Raw genomic sequence first — 26,962 nt, forward strand, 5'->3', positions numbered from 1 at the left:
TCGTCCCACATCTGCTGCATCGCAGCGTTGTTGACGAAGTGCAGGTCGTCGCCCTCAACGAAGACGCCGGTGCCGGAGACCTCGTAGGTCATCAGCTGGCGCTGGCCCATCGGGATACCGCCGAGGTGGCAGCGCTCGGGGTCGTACATGGAGATGCCGCGGTCCATCTCGATGGCACGGCTTGCCTTCATGAACTCCATCTTACGGGGAGACTGACGGACGCCGTTGAACTTGTAGAACTCGGCGGTCTCGGACTCGACGTCCTGTCCCTGGAACTTCTCCTTGAGTGCCTTCAGGAACAGTTTCTGGGATCTCTCAATCTTTGCCATTGTTATCACTCCTCTTTCGGCATGAAGCCGTATTTCGTCCGCAGAGAGTGGATGCGCTGGACGTATTCGATGTACTCGGTATCTTCACGGTAGGGCGTTCCTACAAGCGAGTGGAAGATCGTCGTGTGGGCCTTGAGCCACTTCTCGCCCATGGGCTTGCCGACGGCAACCGCACGGTCGAGGGGCTCGCCGATCTGGTTCTTGACGTAGCGGACGATGCCGTCCTCACCGAGGATGTCTCTCTGGAGCATATCGAACATCATGCCGTCCTCGGCAAGACGGAGCGAGTGACCGTGCACGGTCGCACCGCGGATGCCGACGCGAGCGGGGTCGAACATCTCGGTCTCGATGAGTTCTTTTGCGTACTTTTCGAGGTCGCGCTCACGGCACTCGACAATCTGACGGCCGGAGAGCGTACCGGGGTCGATACCGCGGAAGCGGTACATCTCGGTGTAGGTCCGCTGGTAAGGCTGGGAGGGGGCGTTGAACATCGAGTCCGCGAACTGGATGTAACGGACCCGATCGCCGGCCTTTGCACCCGCGGTGGGCTTAACGAGCTTGCGCATGGGGCAGTCGGGCTCCTGCTGCTCGGCGAGCGGCGGGTGGGCGCTCGGGTATGCCGATCCGGGAGCGCGGTGGCCGAGGATCAGCACGATGTCCTCATCTGTTACGGAACGAATCTTCTCAAGCTTGTGGTGGGGGTTCATCTGCTTGCGCCGGTTCTCGGCGACAATCGATGTCCCGGGACCATACTGGGGCTTGTATGCCATGTTTCAATTCACCTCAAAGCGATTGATATCTTATCTTTTTCCTGTTTTGAACGAATTTCAGCCATATTTCCGGGTTTTCGGGTCACCGTTCCGGGGGGTCCGCAAGGCCGATGAGCGTCGTATCGGCACGGGGTCCATACTTCGCGTAGTCCACGACCGTCGGAGCAGTCTTCATGATGAACCTGCCCTCCTGGAACCGGTAGGGGAACTCCGTGAAGAAGCCGTCGCAGAGCGACCGGATCTCCCCGATGACAAAAGCAGCCTCGACGGCACAATCCTGCCCTGCGGGAATATGGCGTTCATTCGGATCTCTGCTCGTTCAGGCTCCGTTTGCGATCTGGTTGATCGGCTTGTTGAACACGTCGATCTTACCGTAGGTGTCGGCGAAGATCTTCGAGGTGCTCTCGGGCGAGAACATCTGGGTTCCGGCGTCGAGCGCCATTGCGGCGACCACACACGGGATGGCCACACCGTTGGCGTGGCGGGTCACGACGTGGTTGCCGTTGAAGATACCGGGGCCGCCGCCGCCGTAGATCGAGTGGCTGAAAAACGAGAACCCGACGGCGGTACCCATGACACGGCCGTAGTCGGTGCTCGGAAGACCGGTCTCGTGCTCAAGCAGGTCGTTGAAGTACAGGAGCGTCGAGGAGACCGCCTGGGCGAACCGTCCGGCACCGCAGTTGACGATGGTGGCTGCCATGGTTCCCGCAGCAGCGTAGGCGTTCCAGAGCATGGGGTCCTTCGTGTCGTAGAACTGGAAGTAACCGCCCTTCTTCCCCGGGGCGATGACCCGGTCGTCGATGGCCCGCTCGACCAGGCTCTGGACGACCGTACCGACGGTTCCGGTCTCGCCGTTTGCCTTGACGAAGTCGTAGACCATGTTGTTCGCGTTCAGGCCCTGGTAGGCGTAGGCGAGCAGCTGGGCGCGCTCGAAAGGCCCGACGGCGGACCCCATCTCGAAGATGCCGGCGGTCTCGAGGGTGGATGCGAGTGCCGCGCCCTGCAGGGCGTTCTTGCCGGTCATCATGACGGTGTGGTTGACCGGAATGTTCCGGAGCGCGTAGCCGAGACCTTCGTTGTTCTGGGGGATGTTCAGGATCGACGTAACGAGCGCACCCTGCATGTCCTGGGTGTGCGGGTAGCCGCCCCAGCAGGCTGCCTTGACGGTGGATGCGTTGAAGGCGTCGATGCCGAACTGGTCGACGATCGCGAAGGTGGTCGCGGCTGCGACCGAGGTGATCGCCGCATCGTAGGTGGCCGCGTTGATCAGGCGCTTCGTTGGGACCTCGACAAGCAGGAGCTTGCCGTTGTTGAACTCCAGGATCCGGGTGTCGTCGCCTTCCTCAACCTGGATCATCTCCTTGATCTTGGCGACGATGGCGTCCTTGTTCTCCATGATGGGGAGGTCGAGTTCTCTTCCCTTGATCTTGCCCTTCCCAAGTTTTCCGGTCTTGAGCGCATCCTGGATGCCTGCAAGGTTGACGTTGATCGTTCGCTTGGTCAGGTCGATGATCTTACCTGTGGCCGGGTTAACCAGCGGGCTGATTCTGTCGAGGGTGACGCCGCTCTTGAGCAGCTTCCCGTCATCAGAATAGAGATCGATTGTTTCCGTGTATTTAGCCATAGTATTTCATCCTTTTACCCTTGTTCAATACGTTCCGTTCATGAGAGAGGCCGGGGCAAACGTCTGCTCCGGGTCTCTGAAGGCCGCTACTGCACGTCCCATATGGGACTATAAGAGTAGAAGAGGGATTATAATAAAATTTGCGAATTTAGATAGACTTTTTTCTAAAATATAATACAGATACTCATTATATTTTGAATAGGATAATTTAGAAGTAAGATAAATCTACTCAGATGGTTGAATGCGATACTTAAAAAGAGTTTCCCCGGGTGGCCTGATCAGAGAACCCATCGGGAAATTTCCGAGAGGAGACAACTATTTAATAAGAAAAGAGATAAAAACAATAGTAGTAATTAATATTTTTCTTCCTGAGAACAGGCTAACAGTATACGGCTTTATAGGTTGTACTCAAAGGTATAATAACCCTACCCGCCCCGGCCGGGTTTCGTGGAATCATTGGACATCAACCTTCATTTTTCAGAATCCGGCAGATTGCACCAGAGCACAGAAGAGATACCAATATGATGGGCCCCCGTAATCCAGACACCTCAGGCCGGGCGGCCGTCGGCGTAACTCCCGAGATTCAGTCCATCCAGGGTGAAAAGAGGGACGGACCGGCCCCCGCACCTTCATGCACCCCCTCCGGGCCGACGACGGGGCAACCATCCCCGCACACCGCAGGTTAATCACTATATAAACCAGGTGTCTTCAGGACCACCCTCCGGCGACGCTTTATCTTGTGATATTTTTTTCTAATCAACCCCAAAATACAACGTATTGGGCAAAATATTGCCGAATAGCAGTTTTAAGAGAGAGCAGGTCACCTTTATAAACTTACAAATACGGAATGGTTAAATACATATCATTACAAGTTATGACAAAGCGATCCGTACGGAGCTCTGTACGGGCAGCTTCTATACCCCCAGGTGAGGAGGCCCCCAGCACATCGGACGGTCTTCCGGCGTTCCGGCGACCTGACTGGCAGGCCTCCCCCGTGCAGGGGGGCCCGGTTGCCAGGTATGGATAGCCCGGTAGACCCTCTCGAAACGTGGAGGAGAATCCGGCCGTATCGGGACACCATACCCCAGGCCGATTCACCGGAACTTCAGGAGACCGGCCCCAACCAACAGCAATGAGGCAAAACCATGGCGAACAGGATTACATTGAACATGATCACCCAGCGCTCCATCGAAGAAGGCGTCGCGATGGAAAAGGGCAAAACGACCCCGGAATACTTTGAGGCCTGCTCGATCATCGAGATGCACGACGACGACGTCAAAGCGCTGGGTCTCGTCCCGAACCAGCTTGTACGGGTGACGAGCGAATGCGGAAGCGTAATCGTCAAGGCAGTCAAAGGGCGCCAGTCGCTCTATCCCGGCCTTGCGTTCATACCGCAGGGTGTCTGGGCAAACCAGATTGTTCCTCCCCGGACCCAGGCGACCGGGGAGCCCCAGTACAGCGGTTTTCCCGTGACGGTCGAGCCCGTCACCGGCGAACGACGCAAGAGCGCGCTCGAACTCGTCCAGAGCGCCGTCGGGCTGTGGAAAGGTGATCAGTGATGCCAAAGAAAATTGAAAACGTCGGATGCCCTTACTGCGGCGTCTGCTGCGACGACCTCGTCGTAACCGTATCGGATGACGGAAAGAAGATCCTCGAGGTGGAGAACGCCTGTGCCATCGGCAACCAGATCTTCCACCACGCAACGGAGAGCGAGAGAGTCCGGCTCCCCCGCCTCCGCCAGCCGGACGGCACCTATAAAGAGATCTCTTACGATGAAGCGGTCGATTACGCGGCGAGAGTGCTTTACAACGCGAAGAAGCCCCTGATCTACGGGTTCGGATCGACCAACTGCGAGGGCATGGCCGCTGCGGCCAAAGTCGCCGAGAAGGCGGGAGCCGTGCTCGACAACTGCGCTTCCATCTGCCACGGCAGTTCGTTCCTCGCCATATTCGACAACGGCTACCCGAGCTGCACCCTCGGTGAGACCAAGAACAGGGCGGACGTCATCGTCTACTGGGGCGCGAACCCGGCCCATGCCCATCCGCGGCACATGTCCCGCTACTCGATCTTCCCCCGCGGCTTCTTCACCGGCAAGGGCCACATGAGCCGCAAGATCATCGTCATCGACCCCCGGCACACCGACACCGCCCAGGTGGCGGACATTTACCTCCAGGTGAAGCAGGGACACGACTACGACCTCTTCAACGCGTTCCGCGCAGTCATCCGCGGTCATGAGATCCCCGAAGAGGTCGCCGGGATCAAGCGGGAGCAGATCCTCAAGGTTGCCGATATCATGAAAAAAGCCCGGTTCGGCACCATCTTCTACGGCATGGGGCTCTGCCACTCCGACGGCCGGAACCACAACGTGGACATCGCCATCAGTCTGACCCGCGACCTCAACGACTTCACCAAGTGGACGATCATGGCGATGCGGGGCCACTACAACATCACCGGTCCGGGTGCGGTCTGGTCGTGGCAGTTCGGGTACCCCTACTGTCTCGACCTGACGAAACGGGACATCGCCTACATGAACCCCGGCGAGACGAGTTCCGTCGACCTTGCGATGCGGGATGAGGTTGACGCCTTCTTCAACGTGGGAACCGATGCCGGCGCTCACTTCCCGATTGGGGCGGTCAAACACCTCAGAAAGCACCCCTGGATCACCATCGACCCGAACATCTGCATGGCAAGCGAGATCTCCGACCTCCACATCCCGGTGGGAGTCGTCGGGGTCGAGGTGCCGGGCATCGTCTATCGGATGGACAACGTCCCGATCCAGTACCGCAAGGTCATCGACCCGCCAGAAGGGGTCATCAGCGACGAGGAACTCTTCGAGCGGATTTACAAGAGGCTCGGCGAACTGGAGGCAGAGGAAGCCGCAAAGGGACATGCAAAGGCTGCTCCGGAAGGCGTCCGTGCGGGGGAGTGAACCATGAGCGAACTTTTAATCAAGAACGGGTTCGTCTTTGACCCCCTGCAGGGGATCAAGGGCGACCGGATGGATATCGGCATCAAGGACGGTAAGATCGTCGAGACGAGCGCTCTTAAGAATCCAAAGATAATCGACGCCGCAAGAATGACCGTGATGGCGGGCGGCGTCGATATCCACTCCCACGTGGTCGGGCCGAAGGTGAACATCGGCCGGCTCTTCCGCCCGGAGGATAAACTCTTCAAGAGCCCGCACAAGAAGTGCAGCCGCATGGAGATGGGCTGCTCGGTCCCCTCCACATTCAAGACCGGTTACGACTACGCACGGATGGGTTACGTCTTCGTCAACGAGGCGGCGATGCCCCCGCTCCATTCCCCCCACGTCCACGAAGAGATCCGGGATACCCCGATCATCGACAACTCCGCGATGCCGGTCTTCGGGAACAACTGGTTCACCCTCGAATACCTGAAAAATCACGAGATCGAGAACAACGCCGCATACACCGCCTGGCTCCTCCGGGCCACCCGGGGGTTCGGCATCAAGGTCGTCAACCCCGGCGGCTCCGAAGCCTGGGGATGGGGGCTGAACTGCGAGCACATTCACGACCCGGTCCCGTACTTCGATATCACCCCGGCGGAGATCGTGAAGGGGCTCATCGAGACGAACGAACACCTCGGCCTCCCCCACTCGGTGCACCTGCACTGCAACAACCTCGGAAACCCGGGCAACTACGTCGACACCCTCGAGTCGCTCAGACTCGCCGAGGGTTACACCCCGAAGAACAACTTCGGCCGGGAGCAGGTGATGCATGTCACGCACCTTCAGTTCCACTCCTACGGCGGCGACTCCTGGGGGAACATGGAGTCCAAGGCAAAGGATGTCATGGACTACGTGAACGCCCACGACAACCTCACCGTCGATATGGGCCAGGTGACGCTCGACGAGACCACGACGATGACCGCCGACGGGCCGTTCGAGCACCACCTCACCGAGTTGAACCACCTGAAGTGGGCGAACACCGACGTGGAACTCGAGACCGCCGCAGGCGTCGTGCCCTACATCTACAGCCCGAACATCAAGGTCTGCACCATCCAGTGGGCCGTCGGTCTGGAACTCGCCCTCTATGCCAAAGACATGATGCGAATCTTCCTGACCACCGACCACCCCAACGCCGGGCCGTTCACCCGCTATCCGCGGGTCATTGCCTGGCTGATGAGCAGGGCGGCGCGTGACGAGACGATGAAGACGTTCAAGTGGCTCAACAGGACAATCGAATCCACGTCCATCGACAGTATCGACCGCGAACTCACGCTCTACGAGATCGCACAGATGACCCGGGCCGGGCCGGCACGGGCGCTCGGCATCAGCAACATGTACGGCGGGCTTGCCCCCGGCATGGACGCCGACATCGCCGTCTACCCGCTCAACCCCGAGAATATACCCTCCGACCCGGCTGAGATCGAGAAGGCGTTCTCGCGGTGCGCCTGGCTCGTGAAAGACGGCACCGTTACCGTCCAGGACGGCGAGGTCGTCGCAGAGCCCGCGAAGCGGACCATCTGGGTCGACGTGAAGGTCCCGGAGAACGCGCAGGTGCAGAGAGACATCTACGAGCACTTCCTCAGGCACTACAGCGTGAACCTCGGCAACTACTCGCTCTTTACGGACCATCTCCACAACCCGCGGGTGATCGAGGTAGATACGACGGAATGAGGCGATAAAACATGAAGACAGTAACTCTCACCCTGACCAACCCCCCCGAACTCATTCTCGAGGGGCAGAACATCACTCCGGACAACTTTGCAGGAAAGACCGCCGCCGAGATCGCCGCCCTCGACGTCTGGGAGGGCAAACAGAAGAGCCCGCTCGGGAAGTACTTCACCGTCACAGGCGACGGCGGAGCGACCGCGGCCGAGACAACGATCGTTCTACGCGGCGACTGCACCCGTGTGAAACGGATCGGCCAGCAGATGACTGCCGGCGAGATCGTTATCGAAGGGAACGCCGACATGTACATCGGCGGCTGGATGAAGGGCGGAAAGATCCACGTAAAAGGGAACGTCGACTCGTTCTGCGGCATCGGGATGGAAGGCGGCGAGTTGATCATCGATGGAGACGCTTATCATCACCTTGGCTCATCCCCCCGCGGCGAATGGCGCGGCATGAAAGGCGGTCTGATCCGGGTCGCCGGGAATGTCGGTAACGATACGGCTACGTTCATCAACGGCGGGACGATCATCATCGGCGGCGACGCGGACATCCACGTCTCCACCCACGGCGAAGGCGGCACGGTTATCATCAAGGGCAACGCCAAAGGCCGCGTCGGCGGACAGATGGTGAAAGGCAATATCTACGTCTACGGGACGATAGAAAACCCGCTCCCGGGATTCAAACTGGTCGACGAGATGGAGCAGGAGGTCGACGGTGAGAAGGCCCGCTTTGCCCACTACATCGGAGACCTCGGCGAACGCCACCCGGTCGCAAAAGGCAAGACGGTGTATGCAAATATCTACACCAGAATCTAACTTTTTTTCCGGGCAAATGCCGGGTTCGTTTCGAGCAGGCGATAAGGCAAGATCACCATGATGAGGTCTGCTCTCGTGCGAAAGCCGTTCGCACGGGTTCTGGAGATGATGCGGTCCACTTTTCCGCGGCCGGACCGGACTACCCGGGTCCCGGCGGCCGGGGCGGCCGGACGGATAACGGCAAAGCCCGTTCACTCACCACTGACGGTCCCGGCAACAAACATCGCCGCACGGGACGGCTTTGCTGTCGTGAGCAGCGCGACCCTCGGGGCCGGCGACCGTAACCCGGCCCTGCTCCGAAACCCCTGCCGGGTGAACACCGGCAACGCAATCCCTCCCGGCTACGATGCCGTCGTCATGATCGAGGACATCGTCGGGGAAGAAGGGCGCTGGAGCACCCAGAAGACGGTGCTGCCGGGGGAGCACATTCACCCCGCCGGTGAGGAGATCCGCGAGGGCGAGATGATCCTCCCGGCGGGACACACGATACGCCCCTGCGATATCGGGGCGCTCCTCTCCTACGGCATCACCGAGGTCGATGTAAGAGAGGTAAAAGTCGGCCTCATCCCGACGGGAAGCGAACTGGTCCCGGCGGGTCGGACCCCGGGTCCGGGAGAGGTGATCGAGAGCAACACCGCCGTTGCAGCGGCACTGCTCGGTGAGGCCGGCGCCTCCTGCACCCGCTACGGAATCGTCCGCGACGACCCTGAACTCCTCCGGGAGGCTATCGGGCGGGGCATCCGCGAGAACGACCTGCTCCTGGTCTCCGCAGGGTCATCGGCAGGCACCCGGGACTTCACCGCCGGGGTCATCGGCGACCTCGGCGATGTGCTCGTCCACGGTATTGCGATGAAACCCGGAAAACCGGCGATCGTCGGGCGGATCAAAGGTAAACCGGTCATCGGACTTCCGGGATACCCGATCGCCGCCCAGACGGTCGTACGGGAACTCGCCCTTCCCCTGCTCGCGGCGTGGGGTTTCCGTCCCCGGCCCCCGGAGCGCCTCCGGGTCAGGCTCGCCGGGGCGGTCATGACCGGCCCTGAGACCGACGAGTTCGTCTTTCTCACCGTCATGCCCGCAGGAGAACAGTATGCCGCCACTCCCCTGCCGCGGGGGGCCGGGACGCAGATGACGGCGGTGCGTGCAAACGCCTACCTGCACGTCCCGGCGGGCGCCGGGAACCTCCCGGCGGGTACGGAGGTCGACGTCCTCCTGACCGGGAACCGGACAGGGTGAGCAAAACCCCTCCTTACTCCCCGGTCCTGCAGGCATCCACCAGGGCGCGGACGCGGGCCTCAAGGTCCGGAAGCCGCTCTTCGAACTCGCGTGCGAGGAGGAACGTCCGGACGGCGTCGCCCATCCCCCGGTGAGCGCCGAGAAGGCCCCGGTACTCCCCGGGGATCGGGTACCGGAAGTGTGTCGAGACGACAGCGGACCCGTCGGCGTGAAAGTCGATGAGACGGGCGAGGCGATCGAGAGAGAGGACCTGTTTCATCTCAAAGCGCCGACGGATCTCGCGCTGGAGGTCGACCAGCATACACCCGTCGAGCGAGACGTCTGCAGCCCGGAAAGCCGCCTTCTCCATACTCGCCGCAAAGACGACGATCGCCGGGGCATCTCCGGCCGAGAGGAGAGACTCCATAAAATGCTTAAGGTCTGCGAACGCGGCTCTTGCAGTTGTTTTTGCCGCCGGCACCTCATTATCCGGAGCCCGAAAGGCATGGTCGTAGGGCATCCCGTACTCGCCGCGGTCCATGTTCGCCACGGTCGTCGCGACACCGACGGTCTTGCCGCACGAGTCGGTCACCTTCTTCCAGATCTCGACATCAACGTCGTACCGGAACTGCTCGCCCCTGTAACGAACGCTGTCGTCCCCCGGCCGGTGAACGACCGCACCGATCTCGATCGGCATGATGACCCTTCGACAGGTGCCGTAGACGTAACCGAACTCGATGTCCAGGTAAACGCGCCTGCCTGCCTCGACCGTCGCTGACTGCATTGCGGATAGAGATCTCTATTCCAAGACAACGAAAAGGTTTCCCGGCTTCCCGCCTCCGGCAAAGGTTTATCCTGCAGGAGACAAGCCATTTATAGAGAGAAGCGGCAAGGGCCCCCGCATAAAACAGCCATGAGACTCTCCACCATCTGGAAAAAACTTCGCATCGGCAGCCCCCTCGGGCGGAAACCTCCCGGACGCCCGGGGCCCTCCGGCAACGACCGGAAGGCGGAGATACGGGCGCTCCTCGCCCGCCCCCCGTTCGGGATCACGGACGTCACCGATGCGGCCCTCTCCCTCTACGACCGGGCGCTGACCCACCGGTCGTACGCAAACGGCGCCGAGTACCCGCAAACGACGGCCGACGACAACGAGCGGCTCGAGTTTCTGGGAAACTACGTCCTCGACTTCGTCATCGCCGACCACCTCTACGGCGGGTACGACCTTTCGCCCGGCGAGATGAACCGGAGACTCCAGGTGACGAGGAACACCAAACTCGCCGAGATCGTGCGCCGGCAGGGCCTCGGCATCGACGGCGTCGTCAGGCGACGGGGGCAGGCGCCGACCGACTCCATCGTCGCCGACGCGTTCGAAGCCCTGATCGGCGCCATCTACCTCGATCGCGGCCTCGACGCGGCCCGGGAGGTGGTGCTCGCGATCTTTGAAGGGGAGATCGCGGAGTGCGACGGCCGCCGGAACTACCGGGGGAGGCTCCAGGAGTACGTCGCACGGGAGAACCTCGGCGTTCTCGATTACGCCTACCGTCGGACGGGCCCCGGAAACTGCCCGATCTGGGCCGCCCGGGTATCCGTCGGAAAAACTCTCATCGGTGAGGGGGAGGCGCGGACCAAGCAGGGAGCTGCGATGCTCGCGGCAAAAGAGGCGCTCGGTCGTCTCGGGGAGGAGTGAGATGCAGCCGCCCGTGCGGGATTCGACCGTCGCGGTCGTTCGGTGCGACGGTTACGCCCCGGAGGAGATCGATTCCGCCGTCCGCCGCGCGGTCGACCTCCTCGGCGGCATCGAGAGGTTTGTCGCGCCGAAAGAGCGGGTCCTTCTCAAACCGAACCTCCTGCAGGGACAGGAACCGGAACAGTGCGTCACCACCCACCCGGCAGTCGTCGCCGCCGTCGCCCGGCTCCTCGCCCGGCACGGGTGCCGGGTCGTCATCGGCGACAGCCCGGGGGCCGGGGTCGTCTACAGCGAGGCGAACCTGCGGCGGGCATACGCACGCACCGGCTACGCGGCGGCAGCGGCAAAGACCGGCGCCGCCCTGAACTACGATACCTCTTCGCGGGTCGTTAGGTTCCCGGAGGGGGAGGCGATGAATCAGTTCTCCATCATCACCCCCGCCGTAGAGGCCGACGCAATCGTGGTCGTCTCAAAAGCAAAGACCCACATGTGGACCCGGATGACCGGCGCCGCGAAGAACCTCTTCGGGCTCATCCCGGGGCTCGAGAAGCCGGTCTTCCACTTCCGGTTCCAGAACGAATACGCGTTCGGGAGGATGCTCGTCGATCTCAACGAGTGCATGAAGCCCCGGCTTCAGGTCGTGGACGCGGTGATGGGGATGGAGGGAGACGGCCCCCAGTCGGGGAGCCCGAGGAAGATAGGGGTCATCCTCGCCGGGAGCGACTATTCGGCCGTGGACACCGTCCTCGCCCGGCTCATCGGCATGGACCCGTGCGAGATCGGGAGCATCAGGAGCGCAGCCGCGCGCGGCCTCTTCGACCCCCTCTCCGTCCGGACGGTCGGCGACGACCCGGCGGAGTTTGCGGTCCCGGACTTCCGGAAACCCTCGACCTACACGGGGGGCGGCGCAGGCATCTGGCGGCGCGCGATGCTCGCCGTCGTCCAGCGGTTCGGGAAGATCTATGCTCCCCGGCCCGGTGTGGTCACCCCGGCATGCGTCGGCTGCCGGAAGTGCGAGCGGATCTGCCCGGTGCAGGCGATCACCGTTGCCGAAGGCAAAGCGGCGATCGACCTTTCACGCTGCATCCGGTGCTACTGCTGCCATGAGATGTGCACCGAGCACGCCGTCGTCCTCTCCCGGGGCCTCGCCGGGAAACTCCTCGCCCGCCTCCTCGGGTAACGCGACCGGCCAAAACACTCATGAGGGATGGGAACGAGCAGGAGCCATGCCATGCCCGTTCTGCAACCCGGCCCCGGAAGATATCGTGGCAAAAAACGACCTTTGCTACGCCCGTTACGACATCCACCCGGCCAGCCCCGGCCACCTGCTCATCATACCGTTCCGACACGTGGCGAGTTATTTTGATACGACCGACGAAGAGAAGATGGCGTTTGCCCGGCTCATCGACGACTGCAGGGCGCTCACCGACAGGAAGCGGCATCCCGACGGCTACAACATCGGCGTCAACGTCGGGGCGGCCGCAGGACAGAACATCATGCACGTCCACATCCACTTCATCCCGCGCTACCGGGGAGATGCTCCCGGAGATCACGAAGGAGGCGTGCGGGGCGTGATACCGCACGAGTGAAATTGACGGGAACGACGAAAATCCGGCCCGAAACGCAGCGTCGCCGGAGGTACCATTTGGAATGATTAATAATGTAGGTAAGGCATAGTTACCCTACGAGGGACAATAGTTGCAGACGCTGCTCTTCCTAATACTGTTTCCCATCCTCGTCGCATGTCTTTTATTGTTCGTTAAACGAACGGCGTTGCGCTACGCGGTGGTCGCCCTCTCCGCTCTCGTCATCGGTGGGGCGTCGATATACCTGCTTATCCGGTACGCGTTCGAGGGCGCGGTCTACTTTGCCGCGCCTTCGGGAGCGGTCGACCTCGCCATGGTGGTCATCGAGATGGGGCTCGCGCTCTTCATCGTCTACATGGGCGCAAAGTTCAGAAACTATCTGGCAATCTTACTGGCCGTCGTTCAGGCGGCGCTGGTGGTGTACCTTGAGGCAACATTCCCGGAGAACCTTCATGCGGTAAGTAACCTCTTTATCGACCAGTTCTCCATCATTATGGCCCTGATCATAGGGATCATCGGGAGTCTCATAGCCGTCTACGCGGTCGGGTACATGGAGACGTATCACCGGCACCATCCGGAGGTGCGCGACCGGCAGAAGATGTTCTTCTTCGTCATCTTCGTCTTCCTCGCCGCGATGTTCGGCCTCGTCTTCTCCAATAACCTCATGTGGCTCTTCTTCTTCTGGGAGATCACCACCATCAGTTCATTCCTGCTGATCGGTTATTCGGAGACGGGGGAGGCGACGAAGAACGCCTTCCGTGCCCTGGTGATGAACCTCCTCGGCGGGATCGCGTTCGTCGCGGCGCTCGTCTTCCTCGCCATAGCCGCCCCGACGAGCGGAGGCATCGACCTCGCCCGGGTACTTGCTTCCCCCGATTCAGCCGCCGTCCTGATCCCGGCCGTCCTGATCGGGTTTGCCGGCATCACGAAGGCCGCGCTGATGCCTTTCTCCTCATGGCTCCTCGGGGCGATGGTGGCCCCGACCCCGGTCTCGGCCCTGCTCCACTCGAGCACCATGGTCAAGGCCGGCGTCTATATCCTGGTCCGGTTCTCGCCGGTCTATGCCGGAACGTTCGCCGGGTACTCTCTCGGGCTTGTCGGCGGGGTGACCTTCCTCGCCGCATCCGCAATCGCAATCTCGCAGAGCGACGCGAAATCGGTCCTCGCCTACTCGACGATAGCAAACCTCGGGCTGATAGCCGCCTGTGCGGGTGTCGGGACCTACATGCTCGTCTGGGCCGCAATCCTCCTTATCGTCTTCCACGCCGTCGCGAAGGCGCTCCTCTTCCTCGGGACCGGTGCTATCGAGCATCGGACCGGGAGCCGCAACATCGAGGACATGGAGGGCCTGATCGTCCGGATGCCGAAGATGGCGGTGATGATGTTCGTCGGGATCGCCGGGATGTTCCTTGCGCCCTTCGGCATGCTGATCTCCAAGTGGGCGGCGATCGAGGCGTTCGTCCGGGTCCAGGCCCCCTTCGGCCTGATCTTCATCGCCATCCTCGCCTACGGGAGCGCCGTCACCGTCTTCTTCTGGGCGAAGTGGATGGGCAAACTCGTGACGGTCACCCGGAATACGGAGCGGGTCGAGAAAGGGTTCTTCCAGGAGTCCTGGGCCCCCCTCTACATCATCACAGGCCTCGTGATAGCGGCCGTCTTCCTCTTCCCGGTCATATCCTCGACCCTGGTTGAGCCCTACGTCCTCGCCGTCTACGGGGTTACGACGGGTCTTGCACAGGCAAACATCGCCATCATGCTCCTGATGATGGCCCTCTTGCTGATCCTCCCCGTCTCGTTCCACCTCTTCCGGAGGAGCGCAAAACACCTCCCGGCCTACATGGGCGGGAGGCCGGCGACGCCGGACCTGCACTTTGCCGGGTCCCTCGGCCTCTCGCGGGAGGCTCAGACACGGAACTACTACCTCACCGAGTACTTCGGCGAAGCACGGCTCTTCCGCCCCGGAGCGGCGATCTGCATCGCCCTGATACTTGCATCGTGGGTCCTCGCGGGGGCGGCCCTATGAACGGAATTATCAGTGCGGTCCTCTTCCTCATCTTTGCGCCCATCGCAGGCGGCCTCATCGCAGGAATCGATCGAAAGATAACCGCACGGATGCAGGGGAGGGTCGGACCGCCGCTCCTGCAGCCGTTCTACGACGTCGGCAAACTCTTCGAGAAGGAGAACGTCGTCGTCACCATAGCGCAGAACTTCTACGTCCTTGCATACCTGGTCTTCATCGCCGTCTCCGGCGCCCTCTTCTTCGCGGGAGGGGACCTGCTTCTGGTCGTCTTTGCCTTCACGCTCGCCCACGTCTTCCTGGTGCTCGGGGCCTACGCGGTCCACTCCCCCTACAGCCACATCGGAGCCGAGCGGGAGCTGATCCAGTTGATGGCCTACGAACCGATGATCATCCTCGCGGCCGTCGGGCTCTACATGGTCACGAACAGTTTCAACGTCGCCGATATCGCCGCCGCAACCGTGCCGGCGATCCTCTACCTCCCCGGCGTCTTCATCGGCTTTGCGGTCATCCTCACGATCAAACTCCGGAAGTCCCCCTTCGACATCTCGACGTCGCACCACGCGCACCAGGAGATCGTCAAGGGCATCACGACGGAGTTCTCGGGCTCCACGCTCGGCGCGGTCGAGATCGCCCACTGGTACGAGAACGTCTTCCTCCTCGGGTTCATCTACCTCTTCTTTGCCTGGAACCCGGTTATCGGGATCATTGCGGTCGCGGTCACCTACGGAGCGGAGGTCTTCATCGACAACGTCACCGCACGGGCGCGGTGGCAGGCGGCCCTGAAGAGCGGGTGGGCAGCGGGGGTTCTCGGTATCGTGAACCTTGCGTTCCTCTCCTATGTGATGACCGGAGGTGTATGGTAATGACATTCCTGAAGCGATCGCCCTGGATCCTTCACTACGATGCGTCCAGCTGCAACGGGTGCGACATCGAGGTGCTGGCATGCCTGACGCCGCTCTACGATGTGGAGCGGTTCGGCATCATCAACACCGGAAACCCGAAGCATGCGGACATCCTGCTGATCACCGGCGGGATCAACGAGTTGAACCGCGCGGTGGTCAGGAACCTCTACGAACAGATGCCGGAGCCGAAGGTCGTCGTTGCGATCGGTGCCTGCGCCGCAACCGGCGGCATATTCCGGGAGTGCTACAACATCACGGGAGGCGTCGACAAAGTTATCCCCGTGGACGTCTACGTTCCGGGATGCGCGGCGAGACCGGAGCAGATCATCGACGGCGTCGTTGCGGCGCTCGGGGTCCTCGAAGAGAAACGGGCGAAGATGACCGGGGCGGCGCAGGAAAAAGAGCGTGCGCGACATGCGGCAGGTGAGAGCACATGAGAGTCAACGAAGAACAGACCACTATCAGCGTCGCGCTGGAGGACCTCACGCGTGAGGTCGAGAGACTCCATGCCGACGGCTACCGCCTCGTCCAGATCGGGTGCACGGACATCGGCGGTTCATACGAGATCAACTACTCGTTCGATAAGGACTACCGGTTCAGAAACCTCCGCCTGACAGTCGGGCCGGAGACGGAGGTCCCGAGCATCTCCGGGACTTACTGGGGAGCGTTCGTCTACGAGAACGAGATGCACGACCTTTTCGGAATCCCGGTCACGGGGATCAACATCGACTTTAAGGGGACGTTCATCAGGTCGGCGGAGAAGTATCCGTTCAGCGTCACGAGAAGGGGAGGCGATCCATGCCGGAACGCATAGTCGTGCCGTTCGGGCCGCAGCACCCGGTGCTGCCGGAACCGATCCACCTCGACCTCGTCCTCGAGGACGAGACGGTGGTGGAGGCGGTCCCGTCCATCGGCTATATCCATCGCGGACTCGAACAACTCGTGCAGAAACGCGAATTTCCCGAGTATGTCTACGTGGCCGAGCGGATCTGCGGGATCTGCAGTTTCATGCACGCGCTCTGCTACTGTCAGGGGGTCGAGCACATTATGGGGATCGAGGTCCCGGACCGGGCGCGGTACCTCCGGACGATCTGGTCGGAGTGCTCGCGTCTCCACTCTCACCTCCTCTGGCTCGGGCTCTTTGCCGACGCTATGGGCTTTGAGAACCTCTTCATGCGGTCCTGGCAACTCCGGGAGAGCGTGCTCGATGTGCTCGAGGACACCACCGGCGGCCGGGTCATCCAGGGCACCTGCAAGATCGGCGGGGTCAGGCGCGACATCGAACCGGAGAAACTCGGTGAGATGCACCGCGCACTCGACTCCTTCGAGGAGAAGTGCCGGGACCTCACCGACGTCTTCTTAAACGACGAGACGGTGAAGTACCGCCTTCGGGGGCTCGGTGTCGTCGGAAAGGACGCGGCTTACGCCCTCGGGGCCGTCGGCCCGACCGTGAGAGCAAGCGGGGTCAGGGTAGACCTCCGGGAGACCGGCTATGCGGCGTACGGCGACCTCGATTTCAGGCCGGTCGTCGAGACCACCGGGGATTGCTACGCCCGGTGCGCCGTCCGGGCCGGGGAACTCTTCACCTCCATCGACCTCATCCGGCAGGCGATCGACGCCATGCCCGACGGCCCGCTCGACGTGAAGGTGAAGGGGATGCCGGACGGCGAGTACTTCTCCCGCGTGGAGCAGCCGCGGGGCGAGGTCGTCCACTACCTGCGGGGCAACGGCACCAAGCACCTTGTCCGGTCCCGGATCAGGACGCCGACGCTCGCGAACATTCCGATGCTCGTGAAGATGCTCCCCGGCGCCCAGCTCGCCGATGTCCCGGTCGTGGTCCTCTCGATCGACCCCTGCATCAGCTGCACGGAGAGGTGAAAGCGATATGGGATTATTCGAGATGACAAAGACCGTCCTCCGGAACCTTGCGGGAGGGCCCGCCACCCGGCGGTACCCGGCCGTCCCGGCGCGGACGAGCCCCCTCACCCGGGGGCACGTGGTCTTCAACCCGGCCGCCTGCCGCTCGTGCGGCCTCTGCTCGCGACGGTGCCCGTGCGAGGCGATCCGTATCGAGAAAGAGGCGAAGATCTGGGAGATCGACCGCCTGCGGTGCGCCGCCTGCGGCGACTGTGTCGAGGGCTGCCCGTTCGGGGGCCTTACGATGGAGCAGACCTACCTCCCGCCGGTGGTGGAGCACACGGTGGAGCGCCACACCATCACCTACGTGAAACCCGAAAAGCCCGCGAAAAAGCCGGCTGATGAGAGCGCCGGCGCGTGAGGGGGCTGAAACCACCACCCCCGGCGAGACCTTTTTTCCCGACGTCTATTATTAGGTAGCTTACGCGAAGCCGCGAAGGAGAGTTGCTATCGGTCTTCGCGGCTCGCACTTCGCGTGAGACCCGCATGCACGAGAAGACCCCACCTCACTTCCTCACCAGCGGGTAGATCATGTGGATGATGTCGTAGACGCTGCTCGGGTAGGCCCACGGTATCGCGTCCAGCGCAAGGTCGTCCACCGTCAGGTCGTGCCGGATCGCGAGGGCAAAGACGTTGATAACCTCCTCGACGTGGGGCCCGATGAGGTGGGCGCCGAGGACCCGGCGGGAGTCCCCGTCGACCAGGAGTTTGTAACCGACGTGCTTCTCGCCGATGCTTCGGTTCGTGAAGCGACCCGAGAGGTCGCCGGCGTTGACGATGCAGGGTATTCCCTTCTCCTTCGCCGCCGCTTCCGTAAGCCCGACGGATGCGGCGGGCGGCGTCGTGAAGACGACGCTCGGGACGACGGAGTAGTCCGCGGTCCGCACATTGCCGTGCAGGATGTTGTCGACGACGATATGGGCGTCCCTCACCGCCACCGGCGTCAGCTGCGGACTTGCTCTGTTCGCGTCCCCGGCCACGTAAACGGCGGGATTCGAAACGCTCTGGAGATATTCGTTGACCGCGATCCCCCGCCGGTCGGTCTCGACGTTCCCCGCCGCAAGGTCGAGACCTTCGATAGCCGGGACCCGGCCGGCACCGTGGACGACCAGATCGGCGTCGAAGACCTTCTCCTCGCCCGCCCGCCCGGCCCGCACCCGGAGACCGGCGGCGGTCCTCTCGACCGATACGAGCGGCATATGCACCTGCACGTCGATCCCGATCTCCTTTGAAGCCAGCACCAGCCGGTCGACGATATCGGGGTCGAACCCCGTGAGCACCCGACCGTCCCGCTGAAGGATGGTCGTCGCCGATCCGGCCCTTGCGGCCACGTGGGCGAACTCAAACGAGATGTAACCTCCGCCGACGAAGACGATCCGCCCGGGAAGCGCTTCAAGATAGAAGAAGTCGTCGCTCGGGGTCACGAGGTCCGCACCGGGGACGTCCAGGGGGCGGGGGTGCGCACCGGCGGCGATCGCGATGTACCTGGCCGTGAGGGTGTCGCCGCCGACCGCGACCCGGTTCTCCCCGGCAAACCGGGCGGAACCGTGATAGGTATGAATCCCCGCCCTCCGGAAACTCTCCTCCTTCCGCCGGGGGACCGGGTCGGTGAACGTGCGCTCGAACGCGACCAGCTGCGGCCAGTCGATCGAGACTTCGCCGGGGACCCCGCGCCCCGAGAGGTCGCGGATGCGCGCCACCGCCGCGGCGGCACCGGCAAGCACCCTCTTCGGGACGCAGCCCCGCAGGGCGCACGTCCCCCCGTAGTCCCGGCTATCGGTGATCGCGACCCGCATCCCGGCGGCCCGGCAGTGCCAGGCGATGTCGGAACCGGCGACCCCGGTCCCGATAACGAGAAGATCGTACTCCCGCTCCATAGTAAGTCTCCGGTCGCCACGGAGCGCTATAAAGGTTTACCCGGACGGGGAGGAGAGAGACGGCCGCTCACCCGTATATCGCAGAGGTGACCCGGTTGGGCTCAAAGAGACCGCGGTGGAAGACCCGGACTTCGACCCCGGCACCCTTGCGGAAGTCCCGCATCAGGAGGTCGTAGGTCCTCCGGACGTAGCGCAGCCCTTCGCAGGCAAAGAGGTCGCGGAGAGCCTGCCGGAACCGTATCTCCTGGTCGAGGAACGCCGCTTCGTAGGCGCGGGTCTCGCGGGCGATCCGGGCGCACTCGGCGTCCTCGATCGGGGTGTTGTAGCACCCGTGCTCGTTCAGACCGCTGATCTGCCGCCAGTCGACCCGGCCTTCTTCGTCCGCCTCCCGGTGGAGCATGTAGGGGTAGACCCGGCAGATGGCGAACCGCCGGTCGTAGACGGTGCACCTGCCGTCCTCAAGGAAGACGCAGGAGCCGTCCGGGTCTGTCCGGAGGGCGTAGCCCGAGACGTAGAACCTCCCCTGCTGGTCGCAGGCCTCGAAACCCGGCGCCGGGATGAGAGCGTCCGGCCGAAACGAACGGACGTTGTCGACGTCATCCTCCAGCAGGAAGACGTGGCCGTTGAATTCCCGGGTGCAGCACCGGCCGCAACGGTCGCAGGAGAACCCCACGTCCCGGATGATCGCGATGAACTCCTCTTCCGGGAACCGGAGAAGCCTCTCGCGCTCCGCCTCAAGGGCAGCGATCTGTTCGTCGAGCGTAAACGTAACCGGCAGCCTCCGCCAAGGTGCCCGACAGGAATCCGGACACCGGTACCTTTAGTGTGGACGGGGTGGGGGATATGCTCTTCGGCCCGCGGGCAAAACCCCTCGACGGTGCCCGGGGGAGGAGGTCCGGGGAAAGACTTCGAAAATATTCGGAGGCTACACAAGACTGATACATCAGGGCGTATATCTTCCTTCATCGGAAGGTGAGCGGATGTCAACTACCCCACCCTTAAGGGTGGGGCTTGCCTTCCTAAGAGGTTTCTGGGGTGGTTGACGGCACCCCACTGTCCCGAAGGGCAGTAAAGCGGTTCCGAATGTTGATCGCGGCATTGATGTCGCTGTGATCGGTGTGACCACAGTGCGGGCAGGAGAAGGAATGACGAGAACGGCTTCCAAGCAACCCACAGCGAGAGCATATCTGAGAGGTGTACGCAGGATCGACTCCGTCGATGATGCCTTTTCCGGCTACTTTGTAGGTAGCGAAGGCTCGGATCATGCCTCTGGGCCATACCGAGAGACGGTGGTTCAGGGCTTTGGAACGTTTCTTAGACGTCTTTCTCTCATGCGAGAACGAGAGGTCTTCGAAGACGAGCACGCAGTTCTGCGGAGCCCATTCGATAAGCTGTTTGGATGCGCAATGACAGAAGTCCCGGGTTCGCCGCGATCTCTTGAGCGACAGCCGTTTGAGGGCACGAACAACACTTCTCGTGTTTGTTCCCTCTGCCTTCTTCGTTTCAAGTTTGACCTGAAGCCGGGAAGTGGTCTTGCGCGTTCTGATGTTGAGCACTTTTCGGTGCAACCCCGTGATGAACAGAGTTCTTCCATCGGCGTCTACCGCAACAACGGCGTTGGTCTCGTTGAGATCGACGCCTACCGGGACGACTCCCGGCATGTCTGGAACTTCCAGCGTCACCGCGACGTGACCGATGAGACGATCGCCGCGAACGGTAACGACAACGCTGTCGGTCTCTACAGCCGACGCGAGAGTTTCCCGGAACACTTCCGGCACGGAGTAGCTAAGATGCTTTCTACCGGCAACCGTCCATATCGACAGAGTTCCGTCCTTCCGGAAGGATGCGTCTCGCCCTCTCTTCCCGATGAGAAAGAGAGCGTGTGGAGTCTTCCAGTGAAACGGGCGATGGATCGGGTGCCCGTGTTTTCGAGCCGCCACGTATGCCCCGGCGGTGAGCCGGATGGCAGTACAGGTAAGTTGACTCGAAACGGCGCCTTTTGTCGTCGCGTAGACGGCCCTGTGCAGACGAAGAGCATTGAGAGGCGTTCCGGAATTGTATGCAGTTGGGGAAATCCGATTGCAGACTTCCGTGAACGCATCAAGCGTTTCCCGGAGGTCGCGATCAGGTTCGATAACCATCTGCACCGTCTTCTGGACAAGCATCTCTATAACATTATCACTAAGAGGACAAGTATGTATTCATTTAGTGGGGGTGAAACGCGCAACTCCTCCCCACCCTGAGGGGTGGGGTCCTCTTGCGCGAAGAGATGGAGAACTGGAAACCGGCGGCAGTGGTCGTCCTCGGCTGCCTCGTGGTCACCGCGATCATCGGGACCGTCCTCGCATCGGAGGACGCCGGTGCGGAGGCCTACGGCGACTTACGGAAATTTGCGTCGAAAGAGGAGATCGAGGCGTTCTTAAAGGAGCACGCACAGGGGGGGTGGAACGACGGCGGCGGCGACCGGACCACCGGGGGCATCGCGCCTGAGGCCGGATATGCACCGGCTCCGGCAACGACGGCCGCCCCGACATCGCAAGCAGCCCGTGACTACTCCACCACGAACGTGCAGGTAGCGGGCGTGGATGAGGCAGACTTCCTGAAGAACGACGGGAGGTACATCTACATCATCTCGGGCGAGACGCTCGCGATTGTTGAGGCGTTCCCGGCAAAGGACGCGAAGATCGTCTCCGAGACCCGGATCAACGGGACCCCGAAGGCGCTCTTCCTTGCCAAAGACCGCCTGGTGGTCTTCGCCACCAGAGCGGAGCGGGAGATGACCACCGTCGACGGGAGCGTAGCGCCGGTCCCGGTCTGGCGGACGGTGACGCACGCATACGTCCACGATGTCGGCGACCGGGCTGACCCGGAGGTAGTCCGGGACGTGACCTTCACCGGCGACTACTACGACGCCCGGATGGTCGGGGACTACGTCTACGCCATCACGCGGGAGTCTCCGGTCTGGGTCCGGGACGAGATCGTCCTTCCCGGGGTGAGAGAGGGCGACGCGGCGCCCATCCGGCCTGACGTCTACCGTCCGGGAAGCCCGCTGCAGAACTACGTCTTCTACACTGCAGGCGCATTCTCCGTCCAGAACGATACGGGCGCACTCGACGCCGAGACCTTCCTCCTCGGCTACGACACCACCCTCTTTGCATCGCAGGAGAACCTCTATATCGGCTACCAGAGCACGGGGCCGGAGATCTCCGGGAGGCCGGCGGACACCGGCGGCGCCCGGGGCCGGACGATCATTCACCGGTTCGCAATCGAGCAGGGAGCGATCGACTACCGGGCGATGGGAGAGGTTCCCGGCCACCTCCTGAACCAGTTCTCGCTCGACGAATACGGGGAGAACCTCCGGGTGGCGACGACCGTCGAGGAGTGGACGCGGGAGGGGTCGCTCCAGTACAACAACGTCTACGTCCTCGACCCCGCGATGAAGACCATCGGGACGCTCGAGCACATCGCGCCGGACGAGCGGATCTACGCCGCCCGGTTCGCCGGCGACCGGCTCTACCTGGTGACGTTCAAGCGGGTCGACCCCCTCTTCGTCATCGATTTTTCGGACCCGAAACATCCGGGCATCCTCGGGAAACTCAAGATCCCCGGCTACTCCGACTACCTCCACCCCTACGGCGCCGACCACGTCATCGGTGTCGGGAAGGAGACGAACGAGAACGAGTGGGGCGGCGTCTCGGTGGCAGGACTCAAGATCGCTCTCTTCGACGTCTCGGACGTGAACAACCCGGTCCAGGTCGACAGCGTCGTGATCGGGGAGGCCGGGACCGACTCTGCTGCGCTCCGCGACCACAAGGCCTTCCTCTTCTCGGAGGATAGGGCCCTCCTCGTCATCCCGGTGAGCGAGATAAAGATGGTCGAGAACCCCGGATCGAAGTACCCCGGCTCCTACGGCACCATGACCTGGCAGGGGGCCTATGTCTACCGGGTGAGCCCGGAGGAGGGGCTCACTCTCGCGGGCACGGTCGCCCACCGGGAGAAGGGGCCATCCTACGCCTGGAACACACCGGATGCGGTGCAGCGGTCGCTCTTCATGGACGACACCCTCTACACGGTATCACAGAGGAGCATCATCATGACCGATCTTGCCGACTTCAGCCGGGTAAGTGAGGTCTTCCTCCCCTACCGGGAGGAGGCCTACCCGAACCCCGTCTGGTGACGGTGGGCGCGGTATCCCCCGACCGCTTTGAAGACCTCCATCACGACGACGACCAGAGAGGCGAGGGCGAGCAGCGAAAGCCACTCGACCAGCGAAACGGGCTGCAGATGGAGCACCTCCTGAAGGAAGGGAACGTAGAGCGCGGCGATATGCACGCCCTGCGCGGCGATGACGCCGGCAATCAGGAAGTAGTTGCGGCTCACAGGGACGCGGAAAGCCGACCGGTGCTCCGACCGGCAGTTGAAGACGTGGAAGTTCTCAAGGAGCACCATCAGCAGGACGACCAGGTTCCTGGCTGCGAACTCGCCCCACCCGTTTCCAAGGAGCCAGTACCAGGCGCCGATTGCAATCACCGCGATGACCGTGCCGGAGAGGAGGGTCTCCTGGATCATCAGCCTGTCAAAGACCCCCTCCTCCGGCCTTCGCGGCGGCCGGTTCATGACGCCGGGCTCGCCTCCCTCGAACGCCAGCGCCACTCCCTGGATGCCGTTCGTCACCAGGTTCAGCCAGAGGAGCTGGACGGCGACGAGGGGCAGCGGCAGACCCAGGATGAGGGCGAGCATGAAGAGGAGGACCTCCGCAAACCCGGTCGAGACCAGGAGGTAGACGACCTTCCGGACGTTGTCGTAGGCATGCCGGCCCTCCTCGATCCCGGCGACGATCGAGGCGAAGTCGTCGTCGGTGACGATCAGCGACGCCGTATCCTTGGCGACGTCGGTCCCGGAGCCCATCGCCACTCCGATATTCGCGCTACGGAGCGCCGGGGCGTCGTTGACGCCGTCCCCGGTGACCGCGACGAACGCTCCGCTCTCCCGGTAGGCCTCGACGATCCGGAGTTTCTGCAGCGGCGTCACCCGGGCAAAGACCCGGCCCCGCTCCACCCGGTCGATGAACTCTGGCAATGTCGGCGGATCGATCTCGTCCAGGTCCGCGCCGGTGACGACTTCAGCGGGGGATTCTGCGATCTCCAGTTCCCGTGCGATGGCGAGAGCCGTTGCGGGGTGGTCGCCGGTCACCATCACCACGTCGACCCCGGCACGGCGGCAACGGCGCACGGCATCGGGGACGTCGGGCCGGATGGGGTCGATGAACCCGACCAGGCCGAGAAGTTCGAGGGGAGGCATCCCGGGTTCCTCAGGGGAGAAATCGCCCTCCGCCTCCCCCCGGGCCACGGCAAGCACCCGGTATCCCCGGGAGGAGAGGTCCTCGAGGTCTCGTAGTATGCGGTCCCGGTCGAGGAGCATGTTCCATTCCTGCTCCCCGGCCATGGTGCGGCAGAAGGGGAGAACCGTCTCGACGGCGCCCTTGACCGCCACCCGGACCGACCCGTCCTCCCGGTACCAGACGGCGGCATACCGCTGCTCGGACTCGAAGGGGATATCGGCGACGGAGGTCACGCTCTCGCGGATACCGGCGGGATCGAGCCCCAGTTTGTAGGTGAGCGCGAGAAACGCCACGTCTATCGCGTCGCCCCGGTGCTTCCAGGCCCCCTCGTCGGTCCGCTCCAGGGCGGCTTCGTTGCTGATCGTCGCAGCCCGGGCAAGGTGCTCCAGGCGGCGGAGGGCGGACCCGGATACCAGGGCGCCGTTCCCGTCGAAGACCTTGCCCTCGCCCGCATACCCTGCCCCGGTGACGGAAAACTCCTCGCCCGAGGGCAGGGCGACGACCCGGGCGGTCTGCTGGTTCACGGTGAGGGTTCCGGTCTTGTCGCTCGCGATCAGGGTGCAACTCCCGAGGCTCTCCACGGCGGCCAGGAACCGGACGACGACGTGCCGCCCGGCCATCCGCGACGTCGCAATCGAGAGGGCCACGGTCAGTGCGACCGGCAGGCCCTCGGGGATCGCCGAGACGGCAAGGGCGATGGCGAGGAAGAAGACCTCGATGGGGGGCATCCCCTGGCCGAGGACGATGATCGCGAGCAGTCCGGTGGCGGCGAGGACGGCGATGCTGATCTTCCGCGAGAAGTCCTCCATGCGGATGACGAGCGGGGGTTTGCCCGTTCCGGACGCCATGACCGTCTCGGCGATCTGCCCGATCTCGGTCTGGCGGCCGGTCGCGACCACGATCCCCGTGCTGCGGCCGCTCATCACGGTGCTGCCGGCATACAGCATGTTCAGGCGGTCGCCGGGGGGCAGGGACGCGTCGACGGGGTCGGGGTTCTTCCCGACGGCGTGGGATTCTCCGGTCAGGAGCGATTCGTCGACGGTAAGAGTCCGTGCCGTGAGAATGCGGATATCGGCGGGGATGCGGTCGCCAGATTCCAGGGCGACCCGGTCGCCGGGGACCAGGTCTTCGGCCGGGACGGCCGCAGGATGGCCGTCCCGCCACACCCGTGCGGAGGACGTGAGCATCTGCTGCAGGGCCGTTGCGCTCCGCTCCGCCTTCACCTCCTGAAAAGCCCCGATGACGGCGTTGATCAGGATGACGATGAAGATGAAGACCGCGTCGGTGAGATCGGAGAAGAGAACGGATATGATCCCCGCTGCAAGGAGAACGTAGATGAGCGGGCTCATGAACTGGCGGAGGAATACCTCGACCACGGTCGGAGGCCGCTTCTGCGGGAGGGCGTTCTCCCCGAAGATCTCCCGTCTCCGGGAGACCTCGTCGCCCGAAAGGCCCCCGTCCGGGACCGTGAGCCGTTCGACTACATCGTCTGCCGAAAGGGCGTGCCATGCCGCCGCCCGGGAACTCCCGGGAAAGAGCGGGGTCTTTTCCATCGCCGTATCGTCATTTCGCGCGCCGGAGGAGCGCAAGACAGGGTGGGTGGTGTCGTGAGGAGGGAAAAATGTATCGTCGTCGGGCCGCCGGGTTCAAGAGGGAAGGCTCCGCCCTGTCACGGTCCGGCGTGGATCATCGTCAGCATCATCTTGAACCGGGTGACGGCGTGGACCGCGTGAGGTATCGTCGCCGGCATGATGATCAGGTCGCCCACCTTCACGTGGTACTCCGTAGCCGCGATGGTGACGAGGGCTTCCCCGTCGAGGGCCTGGAGGACGGCGTCGTAGGGCGCGGTGTGCTCCGAGAGGCCTTCGCCCGCGTCGAAGGCGAAGACGGTGATGGTGCCGGATTTTGTGTAGATGAGCATCCGGCTGACGATCGAGCCCGGCTGGTAGATGACGAGGTCGCGGGGGTCGATTACCCGTTCGGTGAGATTCTCTTTTTCCTCTTCAGTCATATGACCCGGTTTCTCCTGCGGGGTCTTCTGCTTTGCGCTTCCGGCGACGAACAGGCACACGGGATCTCAACCCTCAAAGGTATGTTCGGGGAGAGCCTGCCTGACCCGACTGCTGCCCGATCCCCGGTGAGAAGAATATTATAACGAGTGGGTGAACTGTTAATGAGGTTGTCCCAAAACACCTCACCCTCCCCCGCGTGGCGATGCCCAGAGGGAAGCCGTGTCAGCA

At 62.8% G+C, this 26,962-nt stretch carries 24 protein-coding genes and 1 pseudogene; 15 read left to right on the top strand and 10 right to left on the bottom strand.

What is annotated here, in order from left to right; translation table 11 throughout:
• The 4 genes and pseudogenes from BRA42_RS10075 to mcrB all read right to left on the bottom strand — a co-directional run.
• A pseudogene (locus tag BRA42_RS10075) lies at positions 1-329 on the bottom strand (methyl-coenzyme M reductase subunit alpha); the annotation flags it as partial.
• A gap of 5 nt (positions 330-334) precedes the next feature.
• The gene (gene mcrG / locus BRA42_RS10080; protein WP_342772149.1) at positions 335-1,099 is read right to left on the bottom strand and encodes a coenzyme-B sulfoethylthiotransferase subunit gamma; all 765 of its coding nucleotides are present in this window, start codon (positions 1,097-1,099) and stop codon (positions 335-337) included.
• An 82-nt stretch (positions 1,100-1,181) separates the two neighbouring features.
• Positions 1,182-1,391 (bottom strand): methyl-coenzyme M reductase operon protein D, encoded by a 210-nt coding sequence (locus tag BRA42_RS10085; protein WP_342686166.1) that lies wholly within the window; start codon positions 1,389-1,391, stop codon positions 1,182-1,184.
• Positions 1,392-1,418: 27 nt separating this feature from the next.
• On the bottom strand, positions 1,419-2,723 hold the full coding sequence (mcrB, locus tag BRA42_RS10090) for a coenzyme-B sulfoethylthiotransferase subunit beta (protein WP_292410533.1): 1,305 nt from the start codon (positions 2,721-2,723) through the stop codon (positions 1,419-1,421).
• A gap of 1,145 nt (positions 2,724-3,868) precedes the next feature.
• Here mcrB and BRA42_RS10095 point away from each other — a divergent pair.
• From BRA42_RS10095 to BRA42_RS10115, 5 genes are read left to right on the top strand one after another with little or no spacing between them, the layout of a single operon-like run.
• On the top strand, positions 3,869-4,282 hold the full coding sequence (locus BRA42_RS10095; RefSeq protein WP_292410534.1) for a molybdopterin dinucleotide binding domain-containing protein: 414 nt from the start codon (positions 3,869-3,871) through the stop codon (positions 4,280-4,282).
• Positions 4,282-5,652 carry a formylmethanofuran dehydrogenase subunit B gene (locus BRA42_RS10100; protein WP_292410536.1) on the top strand — a complete coding sequence of 457 codons (1,371 nt, stop codon included), beginning with the start codon at positions 4,282-4,284 and terminating at the stop codon, positions 5,650-5,652. Before BRA42_RS10095 ends, BRA42_RS10100 begins: the two co-directional genes overlap by 1 nt.
• Before the next feature lie 3 nt (positions 5,653-5,655).
• Positions 5,656-7,362 (top strand): formylmethanofuran dehydrogenase subunit A, encoded by a 1,707-nt coding sequence (locus BRA42_RS10105; protein WP_292410538.1) that lies wholly within the window; start codon positions 5,656-5,658, stop codon positions 7,360-7,362.
• A gap of 11 nt (positions 7,363-7,373) precedes the next feature.
• On the top strand, positions 7,374-8,174 hold the full coding sequence (locus tag BRA42_RS10110) for a formylmethanofuran dehydrogenase subunit C (protein ID WP_292410539.1): 801 nt from the start codon (positions 7,374-7,376) through the stop codon (positions 8,172-8,174).
• A gap of 57 nt (positions 8,175-8,231) precedes the next feature.
• Positions 8,232-9,410 (top strand): molybdopterin-binding protein, encoded by a 1,179-nt coding sequence (locus tag BRA42_RS10115; RefSeq protein ID WP_342771344.1) that lies wholly within the window; start codon positions 8,232-8,234, stop codon positions 9,408-9,410.
• Between the two features lie 13 nt (positions 9,411-9,423).
• Here the strand turns inward: BRA42_RS10115 and BRA42_RS10120 are convergent, their stop codons facing one another.
• Positions 9,424-10,173: a hypothetical protein gene (locus tag BRA42_RS10120; RefSeq protein ID WP_292410543.1), complete on the bottom strand. Its 750-nt coding sequence runs from the start codon at positions 10,171-10,173 to the stop codon at positions 9,424-9,426.
• Positions 10,174-10,302: 129 nt separating this feature from the next.
• Between BRA42_RS10120 and BRA42_RS10125 the strand changes: the two genes are divergently transcribed.
• The 9 genes from BRA42_RS10125 to BRA42_RS10165 all read left to right on the top strand — a co-directional run bounded on the left by BRA42_RS10125 (position 10,303) and on the right by BRA42_RS10165 (position 17,865).
• Positions 10,303-11,079 carry a ribonuclease III family protein gene (locus BRA42_RS10125; protein WP_292410545.1) on the top strand — a complete coding sequence of 259 codons (777 nt, stop codon included), beginning with the start codon at positions 10,303-10,305 and terminating at the stop codon, positions 11,077-11,079.
• 1 nt (position 11,080) lies between these two features.
• Complete coding sequence (locus BRA42_RS10130) at positions 11,081-12,259, top strand: DUF362 domain-containing protein (RefSeq protein ID WP_342770843.1); 1,179 nt, start codon at positions 11,081-11,083, stop codon at positions 12,257-12,259.
• Positions 12,260-12,305: 46 nt separating this feature from the next.
• On the top strand, positions 12,306-12,668 hold the full coding sequence (locus tag BRA42_RS10135) for an HIT family protein (RefSeq protein ID WP_292410549.1): 363 nt from the start codon (positions 12,306-12,308) through the stop codon (positions 12,666-12,668).
• A 109-nt stretch (positions 12,669-12,777) separates the two neighbouring features.
• Positions 12,778-14,688, top strand: a complete 1,911-nt coding sequence (locus tag BRA42_RS10140) for an NADH-quinone oxidoreductase subunit L (protein WP_292410551.1) — start codon at positions 12,778-12,780, stop codon at positions 14,686-14,688.
• Positions 14,685-15,548: a complex I subunit 1 family protein gene (locus BRA42_RS10145; RefSeq protein WP_342770842.1), complete on the top strand. Its 864-nt coding sequence runs from the start codon at positions 14,685-14,687 to the stop codon at positions 15,546-15,548. Before BRA42_RS10140 ends, BRA42_RS10145 begins: the two co-directional genes overlap by 4 nt.
• Positions 15,548-16,024, top strand: coding sequence for an NADH-quinone oxidoreductase subunit B family protein (locus tag BRA42_RS10150; RefSeq protein WP_292410553.1), 477 nt, complete (start codon positions 15,548-15,550; stop codon positions 16,022-16,024). Before BRA42_RS10145 ends, BRA42_RS10150 begins: the two co-directional genes overlap by 1 nt.
• Positions 16,021-16,401 (top strand): NADH-quinone oxidoreductase subunit C, encoded by a 381-nt coding sequence (locus BRA42_RS10155; RefSeq protein ID WP_292410555.1) that lies wholly within the window; start codon positions 16,021-16,023, stop codon positions 16,399-16,401. The genes BRA42_RS10150 and BRA42_RS10155 overlap by 4 nt, the downstream gene beginning before the upstream one ends.
• The gene (locus BRA42_RS10160) at positions 16,386-17,465 is read left to right on the top strand and encodes a nickel-dependent hydrogenase large subunit (RefSeq protein WP_292410557.1); all 1,080 of its coding nucleotides are present in this window, start codon (positions 16,386-16,388) and stop codon (positions 17,463-17,465) included. Before BRA42_RS10155 ends, BRA42_RS10160 begins: the two co-directional genes overlap by 16 nt.
• Before the next feature lie 7 nt (positions 17,466-17,472).
• Entirely contained in the window at positions 17,473-17,865 is a 393-nt protein-coding gene (locus tag BRA42_RS10165; RefSeq protein ID WP_292410559.1) for a 4Fe-4S dicluster domain-containing protein, read from the top strand.
• A 145-nt stretch (positions 17,866-18,010) separates the two neighbouring features.
• On the opposite strand, the gene BRA42_RS10170 is transcribed toward BRA42_RS10165, so the two are convergent.
• The 3 genes from BRA42_RS10170 to BRA42_RS10180 form a co-directional block, all read right to left on the bottom strand.
• On the bottom strand, positions 18,011-19,381 hold the full coding sequence (locus BRA42_RS10170; RefSeq protein ID WP_292410561.1) for a dihydrolipoyl dehydrogenase family protein: 1,371 nt from the start codon (positions 19,379-19,381) through the stop codon (positions 18,011-18,013).
• Between the two features lie 67 nt (positions 19,382-19,448).
• On the bottom strand, positions 19,449-20,159 hold the full coding sequence (locus tag BRA42_RS10175) for a YkgJ family cysteine cluster protein (RefSeq protein ID WP_292410741.1): 711 nt from the start codon (positions 20,157-20,159) through the stop codon (positions 19,449-19,451).
• Positions 20,160-20,400: 241 nt separating this feature from the next.
• A complete protein-coding gene (locus BRA42_RS10180) occupies positions 20,401-21,546 on the bottom strand; it encodes an RNA-guided endonuclease InsQ/TnpB family protein (RefSeq protein ID WP_292410563.1) in 1,146 nt (381 codons plus the stop codon).
• A 92-nt stretch (positions 21,547-21,638) separates the two neighbouring features.
• Here BRA42_RS10180 and BRA42_RS10185 point away from each other — a divergent pair, with 92 nt between their 5' ends.
• Entirely contained in the window at positions 21,639-23,558 is a 1,920-nt protein-coding gene (locus BRA42_RS10185) for a beta-propeller domain-containing protein (RefSeq protein ID WP_292410565.1), read from the top strand.
• On the opposite strand, the gene BRA42_RS10190 is transcribed toward BRA42_RS10185, so the two are convergent.
• A complete protein-coding gene (locus tag BRA42_RS10190) occupies positions 23,537-26,311 on the bottom strand; it encodes a cation-translocating P-type ATPase (protein ID WP_292410566.1) in 2,775 nt (924 codons plus the stop codon). The two genes, BRA42_RS10185 and BRA42_RS10190, sit on opposite strands and share 22 nt — an antisense overlap.
• Before the next feature lie 80 nt (positions 26,312-26,391).
• Positions 26,392-26,733 carry a cupin domain-containing protein gene (locus BRA42_RS10195; protein WP_342770841.1) on the bottom strand — a complete coding sequence of 114 codons (342 nt, stop codon included), beginning with the start codon at positions 26,731-26,733 and terminating at the stop codon, positions 26,392-26,394.
• Positions 26,734-26,962 lie beyond the last annotated feature (229 nt).

The organism is Methanoculleus sp. UBA374, from assembly GCA_002508705.1.
GTDB lineage: Archaea > Halobacteriota > Methanomicrobia > Methanomicrobiales > Methanoculleaceae > Methanoculleus > Methanoculleus palmolei.